This is a genomic window from Nocardia sp. (genome assembly GCF_025465275.1).
Taxonomy (GTDB): Bacteria; Actinomycetota; Actinomycetes; order Mycobacteriales; family Mycobacteriaceae; genus Nocardia.
This window is the reverse complement of sequence record NZ_JAODNK010000057.1, coordinates 1-22,691: the sequence shown is the minus strand read 5'-3', so window position 1 is coordinate 22,691 and position 22,691 is coordinate 1. Positions and strand designations below refer to the sequence as shown.

The 22,691-nt window shown below is 66.7% G+C and carries 19 protein-coding genes; 11 read left to right on the top strand and 8 right to left on the bottom strand.

Translation table 11 applies throughout. The features are described 5' to 3' along the window. Nucleotides 1-12: 12 nt before the first annotated feature. The 5 genes from JWN03_RS12565 to JWN03_RS12545 all read right to left on the bottom strand — a co-directional run bounded on the left by JWN03_RS12565 (nucleotide 13) and on the right by JWN03_RS12545 (nucleotide 4,518). Complete coding sequence (locus JWN03_RS12565) at nucleotides 13-954, bottom strand: M56 family metallopeptidase (protein WP_297613925.1); 942 nt, start codon at nucleotides 952-954, stop codon at nucleotides 13-15. Between the two features lie 42 nt (nucleotides 955-996). Continuing rightward, the gene (locus tag JWN03_RS12560; RefSeq protein ID WP_297613923.1) at nucleotides 997-1,398 is read right to left on the bottom strand and encodes a BlaI/MecI/CopY family transcriptional regulator; all 402 of its coding nucleotides are present in this window, start codon (nucleotides 1,396-1,398) and stop codon (nucleotides 997-999) included. Nucleotides 1,399-1,475: 77 nt separating this feature from the next. Continuing rightward, entirely contained in the window at nucleotides 1,476-2,342 is an 867-nt protein-coding gene (locus tag JWN03_RS12555; RefSeq protein ID WP_297613980.1) for an ABC transporter ATP-binding protein, read from the bottom strand. A 17-nt stretch (nucleotides 2,343-2,359) separates the two neighbouring features. Next, nucleotides 2,360-3,388: a FecCD family ABC transporter permease gene (locus JWN03_RS12550; protein WP_297613978.1), complete on the bottom strand. Its 1,029-nt coding sequence runs from the start codon at nucleotides 3,386-3,388 to the stop codon at nucleotides 2,360-2,362. 92 nt (nucleotides 3,389-3,480) lie between these two features. Next, nucleotides 3,481-4,518 carry a FecCD family ABC transporter permease gene (locus tag JWN03_RS12545; RefSeq protein WP_297613921.1) on the bottom strand — a complete coding sequence of 346 codons (1,038 nt, stop codon included), beginning with the start codon at nucleotides 4,516-4,518 and terminating at the stop codon, nucleotides 3,481-3,483. Between the two features lie 113 nt (nucleotides 4,519-4,631). Between JWN03_RS12545 and JWN03_RS12540 the strand changes: the two genes are divergently transcribed. The 7 genes from JWN03_RS12540 (at nucleotide 4,632) to JWN03_RS12510 (ending at nucleotide 13,953) form a co-directional block, all read left to right on the top strand. Continuing rightward, nucleotides 4,632-5,339, top strand: coding sequence for a hypothetical protein (locus JWN03_RS12540; protein ID WP_297613919.1), 708 nt, complete (start codon nucleotides 4,632-4,634; stop codon nucleotides 5,337-5,339). A 151-nt stretch (nucleotides 5,340-5,490) separates the two neighbouring features. Next, a complete protein-coding gene (locus tag JWN03_RS12535; RefSeq protein WP_297613917.1) occupies nucleotides 5,491-6,537 on the top strand; it encodes an ABC transporter ATP-binding protein in 1,047 nt (348 codons plus the stop codon). Between the two features lie 37 nt (nucleotides 6,538-6,574). Next, nucleotides 6,575-7,621, top strand: coding sequence for an extracellular solute-binding protein (locus JWN03_RS12530; RefSeq protein WP_297613915.1), 1,047 nt, complete (start codon nucleotides 6,575-6,577; stop codon nucleotides 7,619-7,621). 2 nt (nucleotides 7,622-7,623) lie between these two features. Then, nucleotides 7,624-9,351 carry an ABC transporter permease gene (locus tag JWN03_RS12525; RefSeq protein WP_297613913.1) on the top strand — a complete coding sequence of 576 codons (1,728 nt, stop codon included), beginning with the start codon at nucleotides 7,624-7,626 and terminating at the stop codon, nucleotides 9,349-9,351. Further along, nucleotides 9,348-10,253, top strand: coding sequence for a metallophosphoesterase family protein (locus JWN03_RS12520; protein ID WP_297613911.1), 906 nt, complete (start codon nucleotides 9,348-9,350; stop codon nucleotides 10,251-10,253). The genes JWN03_RS12525 and JWN03_RS12520 overlap by 4 nt, the downstream gene beginning before the upstream one ends. 110 nt (nucleotides 10,254-10,363) lie before the next feature. Further along, nucleotides 10,364-12,130, top strand: coding sequence for a hypothetical protein (locus JWN03_RS12515; RefSeq protein ID WP_297613909.1), 1,767 nt, complete (start codon nucleotides 10,364-10,366; stop codon nucleotides 12,128-12,130). Then, nucleotides 12,127-13,953 (top strand): hypothetical protein, encoded by a 1,827-nt coding sequence (locus tag JWN03_RS12510; protein ID WP_297613908.1) that lies wholly within the window; start codon nucleotides 12,127-12,129, stop codon nucleotides 13,951-13,953. Before JWN03_RS12515 ends, JWN03_RS12510 begins: the two co-directional genes overlap by 4 nt. Nucleotides 13,954-13,965: 12 nt before the next feature. On the opposite strand, the gene JWN03_RS12505 is transcribed toward JWN03_RS12510, so the two are convergent. From JWN03_RS12505 to JWN03_RS12495, 3 genes are read right to left on the bottom strand one after another with little or no spacing between them, the layout of a single operon-like run. Next, nucleotides 13,966-15,534, bottom strand: coding sequence for a DUF707 domain-containing protein (locus JWN03_RS12505; RefSeq protein WP_297613906.1), 1,569 nt, complete (start codon nucleotides 15,532-15,534; stop codon nucleotides 13,966-13,968). Between the two features lie 11 nt (nucleotides 15,535-15,545). Beyond that, complete coding sequence (locus tag JWN03_RS12500) at nucleotides 15,546-16,625, bottom strand: glycosyltransferase (RefSeq protein ID WP_297613904.1); 1,080 nt, start codon at nucleotides 16,623-16,625, stop codon at nucleotides 15,546-15,548. Nucleotides 16,626-16,677: 52 nt separating this feature from the next. After that, nucleotides 16,678-18,537: a hypothetical protein gene (locus tag JWN03_RS12495; RefSeq protein ID WP_297613902.1), complete on the bottom strand. Its 1,860-nt coding sequence runs from the start codon at nucleotides 18,535-18,537 to the stop codon at nucleotides 16,678-16,680. A 236-nt stretch (nucleotides 18,538-18,773) separates the two neighbouring features. Between JWN03_RS12495 and JWN03_RS12490 the strand changes: the two genes are divergently transcribed. The 4 genes from JWN03_RS12490 to JWN03_RS12475 all read left to right on the top strand — a co-directional run. Beyond that, nucleotides 18,774-20,639 (top strand): hypothetical protein, encoded by a 1,866-nt coding sequence (locus JWN03_RS12490; RefSeq protein WP_297613900.1) that lies wholly within the window; start codon nucleotides 18,774-18,776, stop codon nucleotides 20,637-20,639. Beyond that, nucleotides 20,639-21,460, top strand: a complete 822-nt coding sequence (locus JWN03_RS12485) for an ESX secretion-associated protein EspG (protein WP_297613898.1) — start codon at nucleotides 20,639-20,641, stop codon at nucleotides 21,458-21,460. The genes JWN03_RS12490 and JWN03_RS12485 overlap by 1 nt, the downstream gene beginning before the upstream one ends. Then, complete coding sequence (locus JWN03_RS12480; protein WP_297613896.1) at nucleotides 21,450-22,232, top strand: YbaB/EbfC family nucleoid-associated protein; 783 nt, start codon at nucleotides 21,450-21,452, stop codon at nucleotides 22,230-22,232. Before JWN03_RS12485 ends, JWN03_RS12480 begins: the two co-directional genes overlap by 11 nt. Before the next feature lie 40 nt (nucleotides 22,233-22,272). After that, on the top strand, nucleotides 22,273-22,691 hold a 419-nt coding region (locus tag JWN03_RS12475), incomplete at its 3' end, for a hypothetical protein (protein WP_297613894.1).

Below are 22,691 nucleotides of genomic sequence, written 5' to 3'. Positions count from 1 at the left end.
GTGCTGCGCGGGTCAGGCACGGTTCAGCAACCGGGTGAGCTCCTGCAGCCACGGAATCGCCACTGCCATCGTGGGAACCACGAGGATGGCGGCAGCGGCCAGATAGGCCACCGCGGCAATGCGCATATCGCCCATCGGCCCGGCCAGCCGCTGGATACGGATCAGCGTGGTCGGTCCGCCCACCGCCATCGCACCCTGCGGCGCGGGCGAATTGGAGCAGGCCACCAGCGCGCGCGCCAGCGGGGTCGGCCCGGTGACCTTCACGGCGGAGTCGTCGGCCAGCAGTTCGATCAGCAATTTCACCGAATCGAGTGCGGATTTGGAGCGCACCACCCGCGGGAACGCCTCGTGTGCCGCGGTGAACGCCTCCAGCACCAGGTCGTGGCGGGCTCGCAGATGCGAACGCTCATGGCTGACGATTGCGGTCAACTCCTCATGGGAAAGATTGGTCACCGTGCCCTGACTGAGCACGACGCGACGGCGTATGCCGGGCAGGCAGTACGCGATGGGTTCGGAGGCGGCCAGCACCCGGATATCGGCGGAATTGCGCGCCACCCCGCTCTGATCGAGCAGATCGACCAGCATGCGGTGACGGGCCCGCCTGCGACGGGTGTGGATCCCGACGCGCACCACCGAGAAAATGAGGCGCGCGCCAACGAGCAGGGTGAGCGCGAAGACCGTCACCAGGGCCAGCCACAGTGGCAGGCCGAGGGCGGCGATCTCTTTGCTCGGGGTGGTGGTGGGACGGCCGTGGGCTCCGGGCACCAGCAGTCTGCTGGCGATGGCGAGTCCGGAGCCGAAGGCGCTCAATACCGCGGCCAAGGCGATGGCCTGCCAGAGCACCAGCGCCGCACGCGGACTGCGGTACGGCCAGGTGGCTCGGCTGAGCAGCGCTGGAACCGGTCCCGCCAGCAACAAGGCGAGACCGGCGAAAACCGGCGCTGTTACGTCCATTCCTCAGCTCACTGCGTTGTGGGGCCTGGGCCGAGGCTGAAGCTACAGGGAGTCTTTCGGCTCCTTGCGTGCCGCCTCGGTGGCTTCGAGCTTAGCGAGTGCATCGCGCAGTGCGGCAGCCTCATCGGCTCCGACCTGTTCCACGAAGTGCACGAGCGCCGCTCGACGGCTCCCGACTTCATCCGCCTGCTGCAGTGCGTCCACCATCAGACTGGCGACGAGTTCGTCGCGAGTGTGCACGGGGGCGTACCGGTGAGCGCGGTCATCGCGCTGCTGGAGGACGAGATTCTTCTTCGCGAGACGCTGCAGAACGGTCATCACCGTGGTGTACGCGAGCTCGCGGCGCTGAGCGAGGGCCTCGTGCACCTGCCGCACCGTTTGGGGTTCATCGGCCGACCACAACTGGTCCATGACCGCTTTCTCGAGTTCACCAAGACCTGCCATCCCCTAAGTTTACGGAGGCAACGACACGAATGCGTACTACAAGTCGTCGTAACCGGTCGATAGCTGTGTGGGATTGGTCATAGCGAGGCGGGGGAAACGGCATCCTGGCCGTCGGCGCCGTGCACATGCCGTGTGCCGATCGGCACAATCATGGGTCGCCCGGAAACCGGATCCTCGAGCACTTCGGCCCGCAGACCGAAAACCTGCTGCAACAACTCGGCGGAAATAATGTCGCCGGGCTTGCCCTGCGCGACGATCCGGCCCGCGCACATGACGATGAGTTCATCGCTGTAGCGAATGGCCAGATTCAGATCGTGCAGCACCATGACGACCGTGCGGCCGAAATCGGCGTGCAGGCGGTCGACCAGGTCCAGCACCTCGAGCGAATGCGCCAGATCCAGATAGGTGGTCGGCTCGTCCAGTAGCAGAATGTCGGTGCCCTGGGCGAGCGCCATGGAAATCCAGGCGCGCTGCCGCTGCCCGCCGGAGAGCTCGTCCAGCGTCCGGTCGGCGAGATCGGCGATACCGGTCTGCTCCAGCGCGATGGTCACCTCCGATTCGTCATCGGCCGACCACTGCCGCAGCCAGGACTGATGCGGATGCCGTCCGCGCGCAACAAGATCGGCGACGGTGAGACCCTCGGGAGCGATCGGGGTCTGCGGCAGCATGCCGACAATGCGCGCGATATCGCGGGTCTTCATGGACGAGATGGCCTTGCCGTCCAACAGGATCTGCCCGTCGCGCGGTTTCAGCAGTCGTCCGAGCGAGCGCAGCAGGGTGGACTTGCCGCAACCGTTCGGGCCGATGACGGTGGTGATCACGCCCGGCGCGATATCGAGGGACAGCCCGTCGACAATGACGCGGTCGCCGTAGCCGAGTGTGATGTCCGACGCTTCCAGCCGATGCTCGGGGGCCGGAACCTGCTGATCCGCAGCGAGTGTCACGGTCTTGCTGTCCGTTGTCACAGCGTCGCCTTCCGATTGGTGCGCACTAGCAGGTAGAGCAGGAACGGTCCGCCGACGCCCGCGGTGATCACACCGACCGGCACATCGATGGGAAATATGGTGCGGGAGATCAGATCCGCGCCCACCACGGCGATCGCACCGACAATGGTGGAGGCGATGATCGGTTCACCCGGTGTGCGCAGCAGGCGGCGCGCGATCTGCGGCGCGGCCAGGCCGACGAACCCGAGCGGTCCGGCGGCGGCGGTCGCCAGGGCGGCGGCCACAACGGCGGCGGCGAGCAGAATTGCCTGCTGCGTCTGGATGCGCACACCCAGTACCCGGGTGGTATCGGTGCCGAACCGCAGCGCGGCGAGCGTACGAGCCGACGCCGCGGCGACCGTCAGCGTGATCGCCAGGCCGATGGCGGCGGGCACCAGAGTGGACCAATCCGAACGATCCAGCGATCCGGTGAGCCACAACTGTGCGTGGGCCGCATCACTGAGCGTGGCCCGGGTGAGTTGCCAGCTCACCAGCGACAACAGCGCGGCATTCACGCCGATGCCGATGAGTACCAGGCGAAATCCCATCACCCCGGTGTCTCCGGTGGCGGTGCGTCCCCAGGCCAGCAGATAGATGACGAGCGCCGTCAGCAGCCCTCCGGCCAGAGCTGCGGCCGGAACACCCAGTGCCGCAGCCACTCCGGTCGCCGTGCCGCCGGTGCCGACCATGACCGCGACCGCACCGCAGCTGGCGCCGGTGGTGATACCGAGAATGTCCGGGCTGGCCAGCGGATTGTGCAGAATCGACTGGGTGATCGCACCGGCCAGGCCCAGTGCGGCGCCTACGACGACAGCGGTGAGAGCCCGGGGGAGCCGGGAATCCAAGATCACGAATCGCTGGGAGCGCGAACCCCCGCCGGTGAGCACATCCAGCACCCGGCCCAGCGGAATCTGGTAGTCGCCGGTCGCGATATCGAGTGCGAACAGGGCCACCAGCACGGCGATCAGCACCGCGATGATGAGCAGCGCGCCGACGCGCAGCACCATCGAGAAACCGTTCCCGCGCAATGCCGGTCGCACTGCGCGCAGGGTTCGTGCCGGTGCCTCGGGCGCGACCGCCTGCGGGGGCGTCGGAACAGTCACAGGCTCACCAGCTTTCGGCGCCGTACCAGCAGAATGAAGAAGGGTGCGCCGAGCGCGGCCAGGGTGAAACCGGCCTGCAGTTCGCCGGGGCGGGCGATCAATCGGCCCGTGGTGTCGGCGAGCAGCAGGACGATGGCTCCGAGCAGCCCCGAATAGGGAACCAGCCAACGGTAATCCGGACCGGTAATACTGCGGGCCAGGTGCGGAACGATCAAGCCGAGGAAGGCGATCGGCCCGACAGCGGCGGTGGCTCCGCCCGCGAGCAAGACCACCGAGGCCAGGCCGAGCGCACGGCTGCGCCCGAGATTCACGCCGAGCCCGCGTGCCACATCGTCGCCGAGTCCGAGCAGATTCAGGCCCGGAGCGGCGATGAGTGCCAGCACCGCACCGGCAACGAGGAACGGGAGCACCTGGCGGAACACCGAGGCATCGTGCCCGGCGACATCGCCGACCACCCAGTACCGGTAGCTGTTGAGCGCTGTTTCATCGAGCAGGACAACCACATTGGTCATGGCTTGGAGAAATGCGGTAACCGCCGCGCCGGCCAGGACCAGGCTCAGCGGGCTGGCCTTGCCGCCGCCGATGGCCGACACACCGAACACGACCGCTCCCGCGAGCAGTGCGCCCGCGAAGGCGAACCAGATGAATTGCGCCGGAGCGGTGAGCGCGAAGAGATGGATGCTCAGCACGGCCAGAAAAGCTGCGCCGGCATTGATTCCGAGTAATCCCGCGTCAGCCAAGGGATTTCGGGTATAGCCCTGGATGAGAGCCCCCGCCATCCCCAGTGCCGGACCGGTGATGAGCGCGAGTCCGGTTCGTGGTAACCGCAATTCGCGCACGATCTGTCCGGCCGTTCCGTCGGCGGGGCATGACAGCGGTAACCCCGCCGGACAGGTGAGTGCATCGAATACAGCACCGAGTGGCAGTGAACGCGATCCCAGGGCGATGCTCGCGATCACGGCACACACCAGTAGCGCGGCGAGCAGGACCAGTCCGGTCAGACGTCGCCGTCTGGTGGTGGCTACGGCGGGCACGGTGACGAACCACTCCTGTTGTATTGATTGCTCTCGTTAGCTTGGTAAGCCTAACCTACCTTCTACCTCGTTGCGTACCCACTGGCCTGATTTTCGATGAATGAGGAGGTTCGATGCTCGAACCCGTAACCGTGTGCACGCCTCGCGATTCCCGGATCGCATTCGGCGGGGCCAGCGCCCGCCTGCGCGGGTTGCAACCGGAGCACCCGCGCGTCTACGCCGTCGCCGTCATGGCTGAACAGGGCAAACGGCGCTGGTGGCGACTGGCCGATGGAATTCGTGAGGGCCGTATCGAACTGATGTACCGCCGGCACGTCGCCGAGATGGCCAATGCCGAGATCGCCGCCGAAGTGGTGGCGACGGCGCTCATTCACGCGGTGGTCGGCCGCGTGATGGCCATGCTGGTCGCCGAGGGCCGGGCCTGGGATCCGGGCCTGGAGAATCTGTGGATCCACACCGACAATGACGGCGGGATCGACTGGGCGGGGCTGGTGGACACCACTATTCGCGTGGTGGACGGCGATCGCCTGATCGGGCAGCCGGGCGTGGTCGCGCTGCCGTGTGAGCCGGCGCTGTATGTGTGGCTGGCGCATCGCTGTGAGCCGGGGCTGGCGCTGGTGCAGGAGGCGATGGCGCGTTGCGCCGGGCTGGGTGTGCGGCGCTTCTGGTCGCTGGTCGCGGAGTCCATTGTCGGTGCGGCGACCTATGTCCCGGTGCTGGCGGGCACGTCCTCCTCGGAGGGTGCGCAACGGGGCCAGGCCATGCTGGCGGCGCTGGAGGACCGCGGTCTGCCGGTGCGCAGGACCTGCTTCGTCAGATAAGCGCTGAGACACCCGGACCGGACAGCCCTGGCACGCGGAGGGGTTGTCCGGTGACTGCCGACTCGAAGCGAGGGCGGGTGACCTCGGAAGTCACTCACAATTCACCAGACCCGCCCCATCGAGACAGAATCACTGCTTACCGTCTGCGCCTATGTCGGCAGCGGACCATATCGGAGCTCGGGTTGTGGTGGAGGGACTGTCCCGCACCTATGGCGACGGGACGGGATTGCAGCTGACCGATCTGGTGATCGAGCCCGGTGAATTCCTGTCCGTCCTCGGCCCGTCCGGCTGCGGCAAGTCCACGCTGTTGCGGTTGCTGGCCGGGCTGGATCAGCCGCAGCAGGGCCGAATCCGATTCGGTGAACAGACGGTGTGCGATACCGAGTCGGGGGTGTTCGTCCCGCCGCGGGCGCGTCGCCTGGGCATGGTGTTCCAGGATCTGGCGCTGTGGCCGCATTTGACGGCCGCCGCCAATGTCGGCTTCCCCTTGCGGGTTTCGGGTGTCGCTCGCACCGAGATCGAGACGCGCGTCGCCGATGCGCTGGCGCGGGTCGACCTCGCTGGTGCGGCGGGCAAGATGCCGCACCAGCTTTCGGGCGGCCAGCAGCAGCGGGTAGCCATCGCCCGCGCCTTGGTGGCGCGGCCCGCGCTGCTCCTGCTGGATGAACCGCTCTCCGCGCTGGATGCCGCGCTGCGCGAGCAACTGCGCACCGAAATCCGTTCGCTGACCACGGAGTTGGGCGCGACGACGGTCTTCGTGACCCATGATCAGGCCGAGGCGATGAGTATGTCGGACCGCATCGTGGTGATGCGATCCGGTCGGATTCTGCAGGTCGGCCGTCCCGAGGAGCTCTACCACGGTCCGGCCGATACGTTCGTCGCCGGATTTGTCGGCACCTTCAATCCGCTGCCGAGCGGGGGAGGCGTACGCGCCGAACGAGTGCGAGTGCTCGCGGACGGCAATGGGATCTGCGCGGCGGAAGGCGTTCTCGCGCACCGCAACGGCACCACGCCGGCGGCGCTGACAGTGCCCGCGACCGTGCGTTCGGCCGTGTTCACCGGCGGGAACTACCACCTGCACTGCGAGGTCGCCGGAGTCGATCGGCGCTGGATCGTCCCGCATCCGCGCGCACACGCACCGGGCACCGAGTTGCGCCTGACGGTGGACGCCGCCGATGTCATCACCCCGGCTTCCTGAGCTTTCGCTGTACCGCTTTTCGAAAGGAATCATTCCGATGTCTCTGTCTCGCCGCGCCTTTGCCGCGGCCGTACTCGCCTCGACCCTGGTGGTCGCCGGGTGCGGTTCGGCCGACGACTCCACTCCGGCCGTCACGCCCGCGGCGACGTGGACCGCGCCGGCCGGGCTGTCGGGGGAGCTGACGCTGTACTCGGCCAACCCGCAGGAGCTCACCGACGATCTGGTCGCCGCTTTCACCAAGGCGTCCGGGGTGAAGGTGAAGACCTTCGGCGGCGAAACCGGCAAGATCACCGCGAAACTGGATGCCGAATGGCAGAACCCGCAGGCCGATGTCGTGTACCTGGCCTCCTGGACGCCGGTCGCGAAGTACGCCGTCGACGGTAAGGCACTGGTCTACAGCCCGCAGGGCGCGGACAAGATCCAAACCGGCTGGGCCGACAAGGGCAATGCTTTCGCCGGCCGCGACGGTTCGGCGCTGACCATCGTCGTGAACACCAAGGCCGCCCCCGGATCGCCGAAGGACTGGTCCGATCTCACCGCGCCCGAGTACAAGGGCAAGGTGATCATGCCGGATCCGCGCGAATCCGGTACCGCCGCCGACCTGGTCACGGCCATGACCCTGGCCTGGGGCAAGGACAAGACCTGGGAGCTGTTCGACAAGCTCTTCGCCAACGGCATGGTGGTGCACGGCGCCAATGGCCCGGCGCTCGACGATGTCACCGCCGGTTCGCATGCGGTGGTGCTCGGCGGTGTCGACTACTCCGCCTATGCCGCCATCGACAAAGGTGAACCGCTGCAGGTTGTTTCGCCGGCTTCCGGCACGACCATCACCCCGCGCCCGGTGTTCATCGTGAAGGACAGCAAGAACCCGGCTGCCGCAAAGGCGTTGGTGGACTTCATGTTCTCGCCGCAGGGCCAGGCGATCTCCGCTGCCCGCAAGATGATTCCGGCCCGCACCGATGTGCCCGCCGCCTCCGGCACCCGCTCCTACGCCGACGTCAAGCAACTGGCCTTCACCTGGGACCAGGCCAAGGCGAGCGGTAAGGACGTGCTCGCCGAGTTCACCAAGCGGTACCTCGGCTGACTGTGACCACCAAAATCGACTCCGGCGGAACCGACATCGGATCCGCCGGACCCGGCACCCGATCTTGTTCCGGCGCAGCGACCTACGCCCTGCTGGCGCTGCTGCTCGTGGCGGTGGCGGCGCCGCTGGTCGCCATGCTGATCCGCGCCGTCACCGGTTACAACGGCGATCCTTCCGCGCTGGGGCAATTGGCCGAGCCCGCGAACCTGCGGATCGTCGGCAATACGGTGCTGCTCGGTGTGCTCGTCGTCGTCATCTCGACCGCCATGGCCGCGCCGCTGGCATTTCTCATGTCGTGGACCCGGCTGCGGCGGCACCGCTGGATCGATATCGCGGTCATGGTGCCGTTCCTGACGCCGCCGTATGTGGCGGCCATGGCATGGCTCGACTTCACCCGCATCAACGGTCTGGGCGAGCGGTGGCTCGGCCCGTCCGGTGGTGCGCTGGTGCGGTCGGTGGTGGAGTCGCCGGTCGGGATGGCCGCGATCATGGCCTGCGAGATTTTCACTTTCCTGTACCTGCTGCTGCGTAATCGCCTCGACGCCGTGCCCGCCTCCCTCGACGAGATGGCCGCCGTAGCCGGAGCGTCGGCCGGGCAGCGGTTCCGGCTGGTGCTCGCACCGCTGCTCAGTCCCACCTATGCCCTCGGCGCGCTGATCGTATTCATCCGGGCCGCAGGGGAATTCGGCACTCCCGTCACCCTCGGCAACCGGATCGGCTTCCCGGTTCTGGTCTCGGAGATCTACGGCAATGTCACCATCGACCCGCTGAATTTCCCTCGGGCCGCGGCGTTTTCGACCGTGCTGCTCACCATGGGCATGACGGTGTGGGGTCTGCAGCAGTGGATGAGCCGGCGGGAAGTGCCGTTCGGCGGACGGGTGGCACGCCGCACCCGCGTCGACACCGGCTGGTGGACCGTGCCCGGATGGCTCTGGATCGGGCTGGTGCTGCTGATATCGGTGCTGGTGCCCTATATTTCGATCATCCTCGGTGCGATGACCGTGCTGCGGTCCAAGCCGCCGTCGATGAACAACCTCACCTTCGACTATTTCGCCCGGGTGCTGCGACCCGGTCGCGGCCTGGATGCCTTGCAGAACAGCATCATCCTGTCGCTGCTCGCCGCCACGGTGGCGACGGTGCTGGCCGTCGTGTGCGCCATGGTGATCGCCCGCCGCCGGGGCGTCGAAACACGCGCCCGGTCCACCGCACGGCGCGGCATCGACCTGCTCGGCATCGCCCCCGACACGGTGCCGACCATTGTGCTGGTGATCGGATTCATCTTCCTGTGGAATGCGCCCTGGCTGCCGTTCACGCCGTACAACACTCGCGCCATGGTGGTGCTGGCCTACGTCGTCATCACCCTGCCGGTGGTGCTGCAGAACGTGAAGGTCGCGTACGCGGCCGTCGACGACAAGTTTCTCGAGGCGGCCGCCGCCTGCGGCGCCACCGCGTGGCAGACCCTGTGGCGCATTACGATTCCGCTGCTCATGCCCGGCATCGTGGCGGGCTGGCTGCTGGCGTTTCTGCTCGGGGTACGCGAGGTTGTCGCCTCCTCCATGGTGCGGCCCGCCTCGCTGCAGTTGCTGTCCCCGTGGATTCTCGGCCAGTTCGACCAGGGCCACCGCGCCGAGGCCATGGCCATGACGGTGATCGGCGTCCTCGGCTCCACCGTGGTGCTGGTCCTCCTGGAGTGGTGGCGAAACCGTATGAGCGAGAAGCGCTCCCGATGATTCGCTTCGCACACATCGCCGACGTGCACCTGGGTGCGCGACTGCGAGCGGTGCCCGAGTACCCGGGCTGCCCGCCGATCGATCCGGTGCAGGCCGCCTACGACGCCTTCGACGTACTGATGCGCCGTATCCTCGATGGCCGCTACGACGGCGTCCTCATCGCAGGTGACCTGTTCGACCGACATGAAGCCACCCCACGCGCCCTGAGCGCGGCCAACGCGGCGCTGGCCGACCTGCACGATGCGGGTATTCCGGTCGCCCTCATCTGGGGCAATCACGACGCCGAATCCCCGCTCCCCGCACAGCTTCTCCCGCCACCCACCTGCTGGGTCGCCCCGATCGAGGCGCCGGCCACGCATTTCTGGCCCGACAGCGGCATCGCGCTGCACGCCCAATCCATCGGCGACCCGGACGAATTGCGTGACCTCGCCGCGCACTACCCGGATCCCGTCGCAGAATGGACCAATATCGGTCTCTTGCACACCAGCCTGACCGGCAACAGCAGCCGCCGCCCCTGCGCACCCACCACACTCACCACGCTGACTACCACCGGATACGACTACTGGGCCCTGGGGCACGTCCACCGGCGTCTTCCCGTCAGCCACGCCCCGGCAGTCGCCTACGCCGGAAATCCCTACCCGGCCCGGCGAACCGAATACGGTCCGCGCGGATTCCTGGAAGTCCGCCCCGTCGGCCCCGCCACCGTGGTCCGGATCGACACGTCGCCGGTGATCCGCGAAATCCTCACCGCCGACACCGAATCCGACATCTGGAAACAATTCGCCGACTACCCCGCAGGCAATCGCACCATCATCTGGACCCTCTCCGGCCCGGCCGAACTCCTCCAACCCGCCCGGGACGCCGCCCGCCACTATCCCGGATTCGCCGTCGCCGGCAGGTAGTTCCGGCGCGGCGGCCCGCGTCGCTTCTGTGCACATTGCCAACCGATGCTGCCGGTTCCTGTCGTTTTGCGGATAGACGCTGGTCGGGCGGCACTGGAATCGTTCTGCGCATGAACATCGTTGTTCGCCCGAAGGCCCGTGCCGCCCTGGGGCACCGCTGGATCGGGGCGCTGGCCCTTGCCACACTCGTCGCGACGACCTTCACCACCGCAGGCCCGGCGGCCGCGGCCCCGGAGAGTGCGGCGTCGGACCGGCAGGAGCAGGAGCTGTCGACCCGCAATGGGATCGCCGTCTCCTACGTGAGTTTGGCCTTGCCGCTCCCGGCCGACGCGCCCGCGCATCCGGCAGGCTGCGACCGTGTGGGTTTTGTGCGCTACCGATCCGTGGACGGTCCGGAGAACTCCGCTGATGCCGACCACGTAGTCATCCAGCAGCAGGGATTGGGTGGTGGCACAGCTAATTCCGATAGCGCCGCATTCAATACGGTGCACTCGGCCCGGACGATGGGACAGCACATCGAGTTCTGGGCGCTGGCGCGCCGCAGCGCCTGCCTGGACGAGACGACCGGCTTCGATTACGCCCTGAAGACCGGCAATTATCTCGACGCCGTCGACTACTACTTCAATGGCACACCGATTGACGGGCAAAGCTTCCCGGGCTTCAAGGCCTCCGCGGATCTGCCGGTGCTGGACTTCATGGGCCTGGAACGGGTCGTGCGCGACCAGTACGAAATCATGCTGCACGAGATCCCCGATCAGGCGCGTCGCCAGCAGAAGTTCGTGTGCACCGGGATATCGCTCGGCGGCTTGGTCACCGGCTTCTTCTCGGACTGGAATTTCGACGGCGCCCCAGGTGCGGACCAGTGCGCAGCCTTCGCGGCCCAGGACTCGATGATCTCCTCGGATCCGGTGGCGATTCAGAACACTCCGGTCCTGCACGCGCTGACCGATGCCATCGTCGGCCCGACGGAAGGATTGGTGCAGGCCGGTTTTCGCGCTGGGGTGATGCCGCGCATCTTCGGCCCGGTCCCGGTACTGGGGACGAAAGCCTTCATGCTGCTGCGGCTGGCCGGGCTGGCGGCGCATCTCGATCCTGGCGGCGAGAGTCAGTTGCTGGCGCACGTTCCCCGCGATTTCGATATCGATGCGACGCTGAACTATCTCTTCGCACCCACCTGGACAGCGTTCACGACCAATGGCGGTCACGGGGCGGGGACCATCCGCGACTACCGCTTCACCAATACCGCGCTGCTCGGCGTGCTGATCGACAACAACTCGAGCAACTTCGCGCTGTTCCAGCAAGGTGTAGGCGCGCTGGACGGCGGACCGGTGCAGAACAAGAGTTTCCCGAACCCGGGAGAGCTCACCGAATTGCCGCTGCTGGGCAGTTATCTGCGGCTCAGCGCCGGAAATCAGACGCGCGTCGCACCGACCGATCGCGGGGCCCTCTACACCTGGAGAAACTACGATGATGTGCGCGGGGTGCCCTTCACCAGTCCCGGCCACGAGGTCGCCGATATTCGCGACGTCGCTCGCCAGCTGGCGACCGGATCACCGAACGCGTACTGGGAGACCTACTTTCCGCTGCGGCTCGTCGTCGATATCGGCGCGGGATTCGGCGGCGCCCGCAGCGGTGAAATGGCCGGTTTGCAGTATCACGGTATGAGCCGGATCAAGCCGAATTTCGTGGCGTTCGCCGGCGACAGCCCGGTGCAGCCCAGCGCCGGAACCCTGTTCCCGCCACCGGCTTCCGCCCGCGTGGTGACGCTGCCGGGCTACGACCACATCGATACTATCGGCGCCGCCGCGATCCAGAACGACGGTCAGCCCGACTACAGCGGCCAGCAGCTGGCCCAGTTCGTCGGGAGTCTCGGGTGATCGCCCGCCGCGCCGTAAGTCTGGTCGTAGCAGCGATCGCCGGCATTGCCGCGGCGGTGGTGCCGTTCGGAGTCGCGACGGCCGAACCCGTCCGCCTCGGCGTGCCCGACCAGGAGATCGTCACTCCGATCACCGGAGATCCGGGGCTCGGGGACGATGTGCAGGCCACCTATGTCCGGCTGCACTATCCGAGCCCGTACTCCACGATGGCGCATCCGGAGGCGTGTGACTGGATCTCCTATGTGCGATACCGGTCGGCCTCGGGACCCGCGGCCACCGCGGACGCCGACGCGGTGCTCACCATGCAGCCCGGAACCTTCTCCAGCGCGGCGAATCTCGATATCCAGGGCCCACAGGTGGTTCGCAAGGCAGCCGCCCAGGGCAAACACGTCGAATACATTGCGCTGGTGCGGCGTTCGAGCTGCGCCGAGGACCGCACCGGATGGCAGGCCGCGCAGGAAGCGGGCGATTACCATATCGCCGCCGATTACTACTTCCACGACAAACCCGTGAACGGGCAGACCTATCACTATCAGACCCCGCAGGATCTGGCCTTCCTCGGCGAGTACGGGCTGTCGCTGGTGCTCGACGATTGGCGTGCCGTAATCGAACATCTGCTGCCCGATACGGGGCAGCGAACCAAGATGTTCTGTGGCGGACACTCGTTGGGGGCGTTCCTGACCGGGCCGATGATGGCCTGGAACTTCGCGGGTGATCCGGCCGCCACCGACTACGCCGGATCCAGTCTGTGTGGCGGCGGCATCGTCCCCGAGGACGGCTTTGCCATGACCGATCCGGCCGGCCTGTCCGGCACCGGCCTGCTCGACCAATTCGCCTCCGCCGCCGGGGGAGTGGTGAAGAACGCGATCAATGCGGTACTGCAGAACGGGCTTTCGATCGCAGAGTTTCCGGTCCTGTCCGCCTCGGAGATCCTGCATGCCTACGAGGTGGCAGCGATGGCCGCCGACCAGCAGCCGGATGCGGAGAGCGATCTGAAGACCGTGATACCGCGCGATCTGCGTACCGAGCCGTGGATGCGCGCCTTCTACGGCAAGGATTACCTGGACCTGTTCACCGGCGCGAACCTGCCGAACGATTTCCGGCTGACCAATACCGCCGCGCTGGCAATGGACTTCGACCAGAACTCCGTCGAGTACGTGTTGCAGGCCGGTCTCGGATTCTATGACTGCCCGGTGGCCGGTAAGACCTACCCTGTCCCCAATGGCCTTGCCTCCGTGCCGATTCTGGGTCCGACGCTGTTCATCATCCCCATGCGGGTCGGCTACGGGCAGAACTACACGCCCGCCGCGCACGACCAGCTGTGCGGTTGGCGCAACTACGACCAGGTCTGGCCTTCTGGCATCGATGCACCCGGTGTAGGTCAGGGCCCGCCGACCGATAGTGATCACGAGGTCACCGACGTCCGGCAATTCGCGCACGCGATGAACCCCGGCTGGCAGCCGGTGAGCTACTTCGAGGAGTACACCTCGCTGCGGCTGATCACCGATATGGTCTTCGCTCTCGGGCTGGGCCGAGACGGCGATCTCGCCAAGTTGCAGTACCGTTCGGGCGGCATCCTGAACTTCCTGCTGCACGGCGACCGCTGGCAGAGCACTCCCGCCGGGCGCCGGAACCTGACGCTGTTGTCCGGGGACTCGCCGGTCCAGAACGCCGGGCTCGCCGGCCTGCTCCCGTACAACGCGAAATACCTTCCGGGATACCGGCATTACGACGTCGTCACCGCCGCCGAGAAGCAGAACAGTGGCCTCCCGGAGTCCGCGAGTTCGTATATCGCCGCGTTCCTGACCCAGCCGACCGGCTGAAATGCATTTCGATCAGGCGAATTGTGTTGTCAGCACAGACCTTCGGGCGGGTCCGGGGCCAGGCAGGGCTCGCATCGGATCCGCGCGCATCAGTTCGCCCGCTCGGACCATGCGGTCGACCATGCCGTCCGAGGGGATTGCGGCGTCGAAGCAGTGGCGGGCGCCGTCGAGGCGGCTGTGGGCCAACGCCACCTGCAAGAGTTCTCGGGAGTAGTGGGCGAATTGGCGGGCCAGGGTGCCGCCGGATGCGGCGGCGTGTGCTGCTCGGGCCAGCCAACTTTCGAAGCTCGGGTAGGGGTAGTGCAGGACCATGGGGGCGGTGACCATTCCGGACGCACCGGAGAAGCCGGTGAAGGTGTGGCGGTCCAGCGGGGTGACGGCGGGGGTGAGGCGGACGGCACTGCGGGTGGCCGGCGCGTCCAGGAACGGGGAACGGCCGCTGACTCGGAATACGGTGCAGGTGTCGAACGGATCGGTTACCGGGTGCGGCGCGGGGATGGCTTCGTGGCCGACGAAACTCACCTGACCGGCTCCGGGGATCTGCCAGCGGCGCCTGCCGTCGTCGTAGAACAGTTCGGCGGGACCCAGGGGGAGTAGCCATTCCATCTCGGCCGCGCGGGCGTGCGCGACGGCGGCGGCGATGTTGGCGATCTCCTGATCGACGGTGTCGTCGGTATCGATCGGGGCGTTGTCGCACAGTAGGATGGCGTGCTCGGTGGCGAGCTTCTCGACCGCCGCTCGGACGGCCGGATCCTCGGCGAAGGCGATGATCAGATCGGCTCGGGCCGAATGGTATTGGAACCACGAGAACAGGTCCGGGCGCAGTTCGTCGAGGGTGACGCAGACTGCCGTCGGTTCGTTCGACGGCACGTGACCGGTGGCGCCGATGCCCCGATGCACCCGCGCTGTGAGGTCGTAGATCTGGTGTGTCAGAAGATAATTCCGATACTCCAGGTCGGGGTTCACCCCGGTGGCCCGGGCCGCCGCCATATTCGGCCCGCCCACCGGCCTGGTGTGCCGGACCGTGACCGCGTCGACGATGGCGATCGCGGAGGTGTTGGGCGCGAACCGCGGCCAGTGCCGGTCCAGGCCCCAACCGGTCTGGGTCTTGTCGAAGGTCGGCAGGTAGCGGGTCAGGAACTCCCGGCTGAAGCAGGGCGCCATGATCTCGACGAAATCGGTGTACCGCAACTCGAAGCGGCGATCCACCAGCGTGATCTCATGGGAGAAATAGCTGTCCTCGGTGAGCGCGGGCTGTGCGAGCGAAAGCCGGTAGCGCGCACTGTATTCGAACAGGTCGTTGATGCTCGCGGTATCGGTCGCCAGATCGTCGTCGGGGAGCCAGACGTAGTCGTAGCGGTCGATCACCTCGGCCAGGTCGACGGTGAGGACGTGGTGCAGCGCAGGCCATTTCGGGCCCTTCCGGTCCAGCCGCGGTACATCGTCGCCGCGAAAGCGCAGCGGATCGTCACCGAAGTAGCTGACGACCAGATCCCAGTTTCGCGGGTGCGGTCCGGCGAGCCACTGCTCGTGCAGCGAGGAGTCGCCCGCGCGCAGGACGACCAGGTTCCGTTTCGTCATGGCAAACCTTCCTACGCGGCGTACCAGCCTTCGCCCCAGAGGGTTTGGAGGCGCTCGAAGTACGCCTCGTATTGGGGGGCGACGACATCGGTGGAGAACTTGGAAATCGCGTAATCGCGAATGCCCTGATAATCGAGCTTGTCGACGGTGTCTGCGGCGTCACAGAATTCGCGCAGGTTGCGGCAGCGGAAGCCCTGCACGCCCTGCTGCACCGTTTCGGTGAATACGCCCCAGTCGGTGGTGATCACCGGGGTGCCGCAGAGCATCGCCTCGGCGTGCACACCGCCGAACGGCTCCAGATACAGCGAGGGCACGAAAACCCCACGGGCCCGGCTCATCAGCTCACCGCGCCGGACATGGTCCACCACGCCGACATACTCGACGACGTCGGAGTCCGGCACCTGCCCGGCGCCCGCGACGACCAGCTTCACACCGAGCCGGGTACAGGTGTCGATGGCGACCTGGATGCCCTTCGCCTCGACGAGGCGGCCGATGAACAGAAAGTAGTCGTCCTTCTCGGCGGAGAACGGAAAGTCCTCCACCTCATAGTAATTCGGTATCACGGCGTCGAAGAACTGGCCGCGCGTACTCATGACGCCCGGCACCGTGGTGCGCGCCCCGTAGACCGAGTGCATCCACGCGTAGCTCTCGAAGACGCGATAGTTGGCGAACACCCCGCTGTAGCCGATGCCGAACTCGACGGTCATGAGCTCGGGGAAGGTGTCGGCGATCGGTTTCTGACAGCTGCCGCCGAGCACCCCGATGAAGTCACGGTCCTGCTTGCGCTTGGCGATCTCGGTGACGGCGCGCTCGTTCGTGGTCAGCCAGTGCGGATCGTAGGGATTCCAGGTGAGATTGTTGAGTTCCTTGTAAAGGTCGTTGCCGCCGAACCATTCGGCCTGCTCCGCCTTCGACACGATGGTGACGAATTCGGTGCAGGCGGCATCGTTCTCCTCGCCGCCGTACAGGAACACCTCGTGGCCCAGGTTCATCATCATGTCGGCGAAGCGCCGGTTCTTCTGGGTGTAGGCACACGGCTGATAGTGCTTGGTGGTCTGCGTATTCGGCAGGTTGACGATGTGAAAACGCATGGGAGGGCTCACATTCGGCTCGAAGGGGATCGGAAGGCGGTGCGGCGCTGCCTCAGCGGTCGATGATGGGCCGGACCGACAGCGGATCCTCGCCGACGGCTTCGTCCAGATGCTCCTTGCCGTCGAGGTAGGCCGCGCGTTTTCGCTCCTTCTGCTGACCGGCCTGCGCGCCGCCCATGCCGCCGCCCATCGGCATACCGCCCATGGGCATGCCGCCCGCCGGCATGGCGGATGTGGTGGCCGGGCCCGCCCGGGTGACGGAGGGGTCGGTCTGCGGCGGGGCGCTGGTGCCGGGCGCGCTGGGGCGGGGAGACAGCTTGTCTTCCAATGGGTTCAGCCCGGCGAGGCCGCCGCCGCCCGCACCGCCGCCGCCCAGTCCGGCCGGGTCGACGTTGAATCCGAACGGGCCGGTGCCGTCCGGACCGGTAGCGCCCCAGGGGCCGGAGGCATTCCACGGGCCGGAGACTCCGAGCGGGCCGGTGGCTCCGGAAGCCAACTGCTGCAACATGTTCGCCAGTGTCGACAGTGCTCCGGACGCGCCGCTGAGCGGATTGGCGGGCCCGGTCGGGCCGGTGGAAAGGGCCGCGGGATCGACTTGGCCGGGCGAGCCGCTGGGATTCCACGAGGAGCGGTTTGCGCTCGGCATGCCCCCGGACGGGCTGGTCTTCCCGCTGCCCTTTCCACCACCGCCGCTGCCTTCTCCGCCGCCGCTGCCCTTTCCACCGCCGCCGGTTGCACCGCCGCCGCTGCCGCTATCTCCGCCGCCGCTCCCACCGTTTCCGCCGCCGCTGTCGTTGCCCCCAGTTCCTCCGCCGCTGCCCCCACTTCCGCTGCTACCGCTGGTGTTCGGGTCGGTGAAGGCGGGGATCATGCCCGCGAGCAGTGCGATTCCGTCGACGTAGCCCTTGGCGCCGCCGCCTTCATGACCGTCCCACCAGGTCCGGGCGGCGGCCAGATCCTTGTCCGCGGCAAAGTTGTTGACGTCTTTGACGGATCCATCGTCGTTGTAGTGCATTTGGCTGTGCCGGGGCAGGTGTCCCCAGCAGTACAGGTTGAAGTCACCGGTGTCGGCCAGGACCGTGGACACCGCGAGTATCGCCTTCTGCAGGTCGGTCGCCGAGGTGATGTAGTTGTTCAGGAAGGTGACCGCGTTGCCGGCACCGGCGCCCCGCCAGTTCTCGTTCTTGAAGATGGCCTGGTTGTTCGTCCGGAAGGTCTCGACGGCCTCGCCCCAGGTCTGGCCGATTTGATGCCAGCTGCCGGCCATCTCCCAGATGTGCCCATCGGCCTTGTCGAACATTTCCGAGATATTCGCGAAGTCCAGCAGTTGGAAGTAGCTGCCGCTTTCGATGGTGGGGCCGATGGCATCCTTGGCTCGGGAGTCGAACCCGACTCCCGAACCGCCGCCGCCGTCGAAGGTGCCCTTCATCCAGTTCCCGCCGGAGATGGAGTGGGACTGCGACATCGGGCCGCCCAGATCTTTCGCGCCGGGCGTGCTGAAGGTGATGGCGTTCTGACCATCGGCCGCGCGGTATTGCTTGTCCGCGTTGATGAACGTGTTGGCCATATCGGTGATGACCGCCTGATGGTTTCGCAGGACGTCGACGAGTTGGAGCGTGGAGTTGTCACGAATCTTCTGAAACAGCATTCGCATGCTGCTCAACGTCGTCGTCACGTTCTGGCTCTCGCGCTGCCAGTTGTATTTCCAATATCCGTCCGGCGATGTGTACTGCGTCCAGTCGACCTTGTTGATGACATCGATCAGGCCGAGAACGACTCCCACCAGATCCTGGCATTGACTGGTGAGCGCCTGGAGCGCACCGCTATCCACATTGAGGAGCTCGAGCTTCCCCTGCTTGGCGCTGTTCAGTAGACCAGGCCAGCCGGTTCGGTCGCTGCCGGTCGCTCCCATCGTTCACCCACCGCTCTTCCGCTCGCTGCCCGATACCTAAGCACGCCGGAGTTCGGCTTTCCGACTTCGGATTCGTCCGGACCGTCGATTGGTCACCGGCGGTTAACCGTTCACCGCCGGCATCGGTGAACGGATGGTGTACGGGCCGTTCGGCCATTGCGCTGCCGGGCGCCTGTTCGGTGCGAGGGGTGCTAGAAACTGCGAGGCGGCGCAATGGAGTTGACGGTAGGAGCACGATGGCCTCGGGAGCGACCGGTAGTAATCAAACCGGGTGGCCCGGTCTGTTGAACAGTGCCCAGCACGGCAACCTCAAACTGCTCAATGTCGACAGCAAGGCCCTGCAGGACCTCAACAAACAATGCGAGGACCTGGTGGCGATCGTGCTGGGTCTGATCAACGTCATCAAAGGCCTGGAGTGGACGCAGTACATATCCTCGGGCGGCGACGGCTACTGGACGTACAACAACCACGGCGTGACCACCCACCTGAGCAGCATGCGGATGCTGTTTCAGAAGATTCGTGACAATTCCACGCTCGACCTCGTGGGCGTCTTGCAGAAACATCAGACGATCGTCACCGATATGGCCCACACGTTCATCAACGCGGACAAGCAGTACAGCACTGCCGAAGGCCAGAGCGCGGTCACCTTCAGCACGCCCGGCGCGAAAGATCTGGGCGGCCCGACCGGTCCGATGTCGCAGTCCCGACCGATCTCCGGGGGCGAGTGGATGAAGGGAACGTTCAGCGGCGGAGGCGGTTCGGGCGTCGGGTTCGATTCGAGAGCCAAGGACGCCATCGGCCCGACCATCGAAAGCGGCAGCTTCTTCCAGCTCAAGGACTTCGCCAATATCTCCGCGATGTTCGATCGGGCCGATGGGCACATCTGGGATCTGGCCGGCACCTGGCATCAAATCGGCCAGACCTGGGGTGAGGCCGTCGAAACGTTCCGAACAAACAACCAGGCGATTTTCAAGAACGAGAACTGGCAGGGCGCGGGCGCGGAGAGCGCGGTCAAATTCCTCAACAACTACATCACCGCGGGAACCGACCTGCAGAAGGCGATGCTCGCGGTGGCCACGGTCCTGGCCGATACCGGTGACTTCAACCTGTACTGCTGGGGGCATCTGCCCCGGTACGACCAAATGCACTTCGACAGCAACGACAACGTCAAAGACGTCAATCACTTTGCGGCGGACAAGGATCTGGCCGCGGCCCGGACCTGGTGGGACGGTCATGAAAGCGGCGGCGCCAAGGGCTATGTCGACGGGATCGCACTGCTGGCCGGGATGATTCCCGCCTTCACCGACCCCAACATCACCGGTAGCAGCGGTAGCGGCGGAACCGGTGGCAATGGGGGCGGCGGCACCGGCGGAAACGGCGACGACGGCAATGGCAGCGGCGGCGGTGGTGACGGCAGCACCGGTGGCGGTGGCAGCAGCGATGGCGGTGGCAAGGGCAGCGGTGGCGGCGAATCCGGCGGCGGCAGCGGCGGCGGTGGCGACGGTAGTGGTAGCGGATCCGGCAGCGGTGGCAGCGGTGGCGGCAGCGGTGGCGGGCACGGCGGCTCCGGAAGTGGCGACGGTGGCGCCAGTGGCGGAACGGGCCACCCGGGCCAGGGCAGCGGTCCCACCGGGCCGAACGGTACCGGCAGCAATGGCGCCAGCGGCGGACTGTCCGGATCGGACCTGCTCAGCCTGTTCTCCGAAGTGCTGCAGCTGATTTCGTCCGGCATCCCGACGCTGGTGCAGCTGGGCAATCAGCTCATCGCCCAGCTCGGCCCGGGGTTGCAGGCGCTGGCGAAGGCCGTCGAGGACGGCTCCAAGACGGTGAAGCAGGCCATGGACGATGCCGCCGAGCACATCGCGGAGGAGCTGCAGGAGATCGAGGACGAATTCGCGCCGCCGGGCGCCACCGGACCGGTCGAGTTGTCCTTCGCGCTCTTCCCGGGTGGCGGCACGCCGGAGCAGCCGCTGCCCGAGATACGGGCCGGAATTCGCCGGTCGGAGACCTTCGAGGACTTCACGAACACGAGGGTCGGTACCGAGCCGGTCGGTGAAACGTCCACCGGGAACCCCGGTCTCACCGTGGAGGGAGAGCAGTAGTGGAACGCACCTGGCAGCTCAGCGGCCTGGAATACCTCGTGATGCGGGAACGGCTCGTCGGCCGCAGGAACAACTGGCCGTTCGCCTTTCTCTCCGATATTCGGGGGCATTACGACTTTCAGTTCAAGAAGGCCCGGGTCTGGGGCGAGCTGCAGTCCACCTGGGATCCGGAACTGGCGGACGCGCTGGTGAAGTCGCTGCGGGCCGACGTCCGGATTGTCGTCCATGCCGACGACCGCACTGCTCCCGGTGACCTCGTCGCACGGAAAGTGATGGCGGGCAAGCGTTTCGGCGACCGTGCGGTACTTGTCCAGGGCTTCCACGGCCGGTCGGTGCACAGTCACGACCAGCTCGAGATCACCGAGTGCGATGCGGGCGCACTGGCCCGCGTGATCGTGGACAAGCTGCCGCCGGTAGCGGCGGGCGCACAGCCGCGAGTGGAACTATTGAGCCCCGGCGAGCAGGAGTTCGACCACTGGCACGGTCGCAGCTCGCTCTATGACGACGACGATCGGAACGTCGACACCCGGAGCCTGCAGTGGCAGGCGGCGCCGAAGGGAACCGTCGGCAGCATCCTGATCACCCAGGGCCACTCCAGCTTCGGGCCGCGGGGACAGGTCACCAAGGGGATCTTCTGGGAGGACCACCCCGGTGACGGGCGGTACGTCATCGACCTCGAACCACCGGTGGCCGCCGTCGCGACCGATGCCGAGGGACTGTGCAAGCTGATCGACCGGCAGTGCGGTGAGGTGCTGCTGGTGCGGGAGGACGAGTCCCGCCGCGGCATCGCCAGGGAGAGCGTGTACGACGATGGCCGGTAGCGCCTCGAACGAATGGCTGAAAACCGAAGTGGCACAGGTGCTCGACGATGTGCACCGGCTCATCACGGGCTTCACCGACGCGCGGCGCCGGTACCAGGCGTTGACGGCGTCGGCCTCCGCCGAGCGGGGGCTGATCACCGTGGTCGCCGATGCCTCCGGGGCGGTGACCGAAGTCGTCTACGCCGAGGACATCGACGAGCTCGGCTACGGCCGGATCGCCCGGGGCACCGTGCAGGCTGCCCAGCAGGCGGCGCTCGAGGTCAAACGCCAGGCCGACGAGATGCTGGCACCGCTGCGGGCAATGCAGGCGCGGTTGCCCAAGCTCGCGGATCTGGTCGGTGACCTGCCGCGCCAGGACGAGCCGGTGGCGCCGCCGCCGGCCCTGCTGACCCCGCCCGGCGAGCGGACGGACGATGAACTCGCCGCCGCGCCGGTGTTTTCGCCACCGGGCGTAGCCGATGCCGACGAGATCCTGCGGCTGCAGGACGAGCGGGCAAAGGTCTTCGCCACCGGCGCCGCCGAAGGCCGCCGCGTTCTCGTCGCGGTGAACGCGGACGGCATCCTGATCGACCTCAAATTCTCTTCCGGCATAGGCGATCTCGACTACGACGAGATCGCCGACGCGGTGACCGAGGCGGCCCGGGCGGCGGTGGCGGAGGTGGCGCGGATGGTCACCGCGCTGTTCACGCCGATCCTGGGCGACCGGCCGCGTTATCCGGGACCGGATGCGGCGCTGGCCGGCATCGAGCAGCTGCTCGACCAATTGCGTTGACCAGCACAAACTTTCATCGATAAGAACGTGGGAGTGTGAGATGGCACCTGATCCGAACACCTCGGACGACCTGGCCTGGGCGAGTCTGCCCGCCACGGCCGGGAACGGGCAGCTGATGCTCGAATCGGGGATCGCCGAGAAATGCGCCCGCCACGTCGAGGACATGCTGAATCTCGTTGTCGGCGTGCAGAACTGGATCGGGGCCAACACCGGAGTTGCGTGCCCGCTCATTGCCAGCCCCGTGTTCTCGGGGATATGGCTGGGGACGATGTTCAGGAACAAGTTCGTAAACGAGTTGAAAGACCGGATCGAACGGCACCGCAACATCCTCGCCGATATGGGCCACACCTTCGTCGCGGCCGGAAAGCAGTATCAGCAGACCGAGCACACCTCGACGGTGACCTTCGAGGACGACGCCCTCTTCGACAATCCGCCCGGAACCCCGCCGAGCGGCACGCC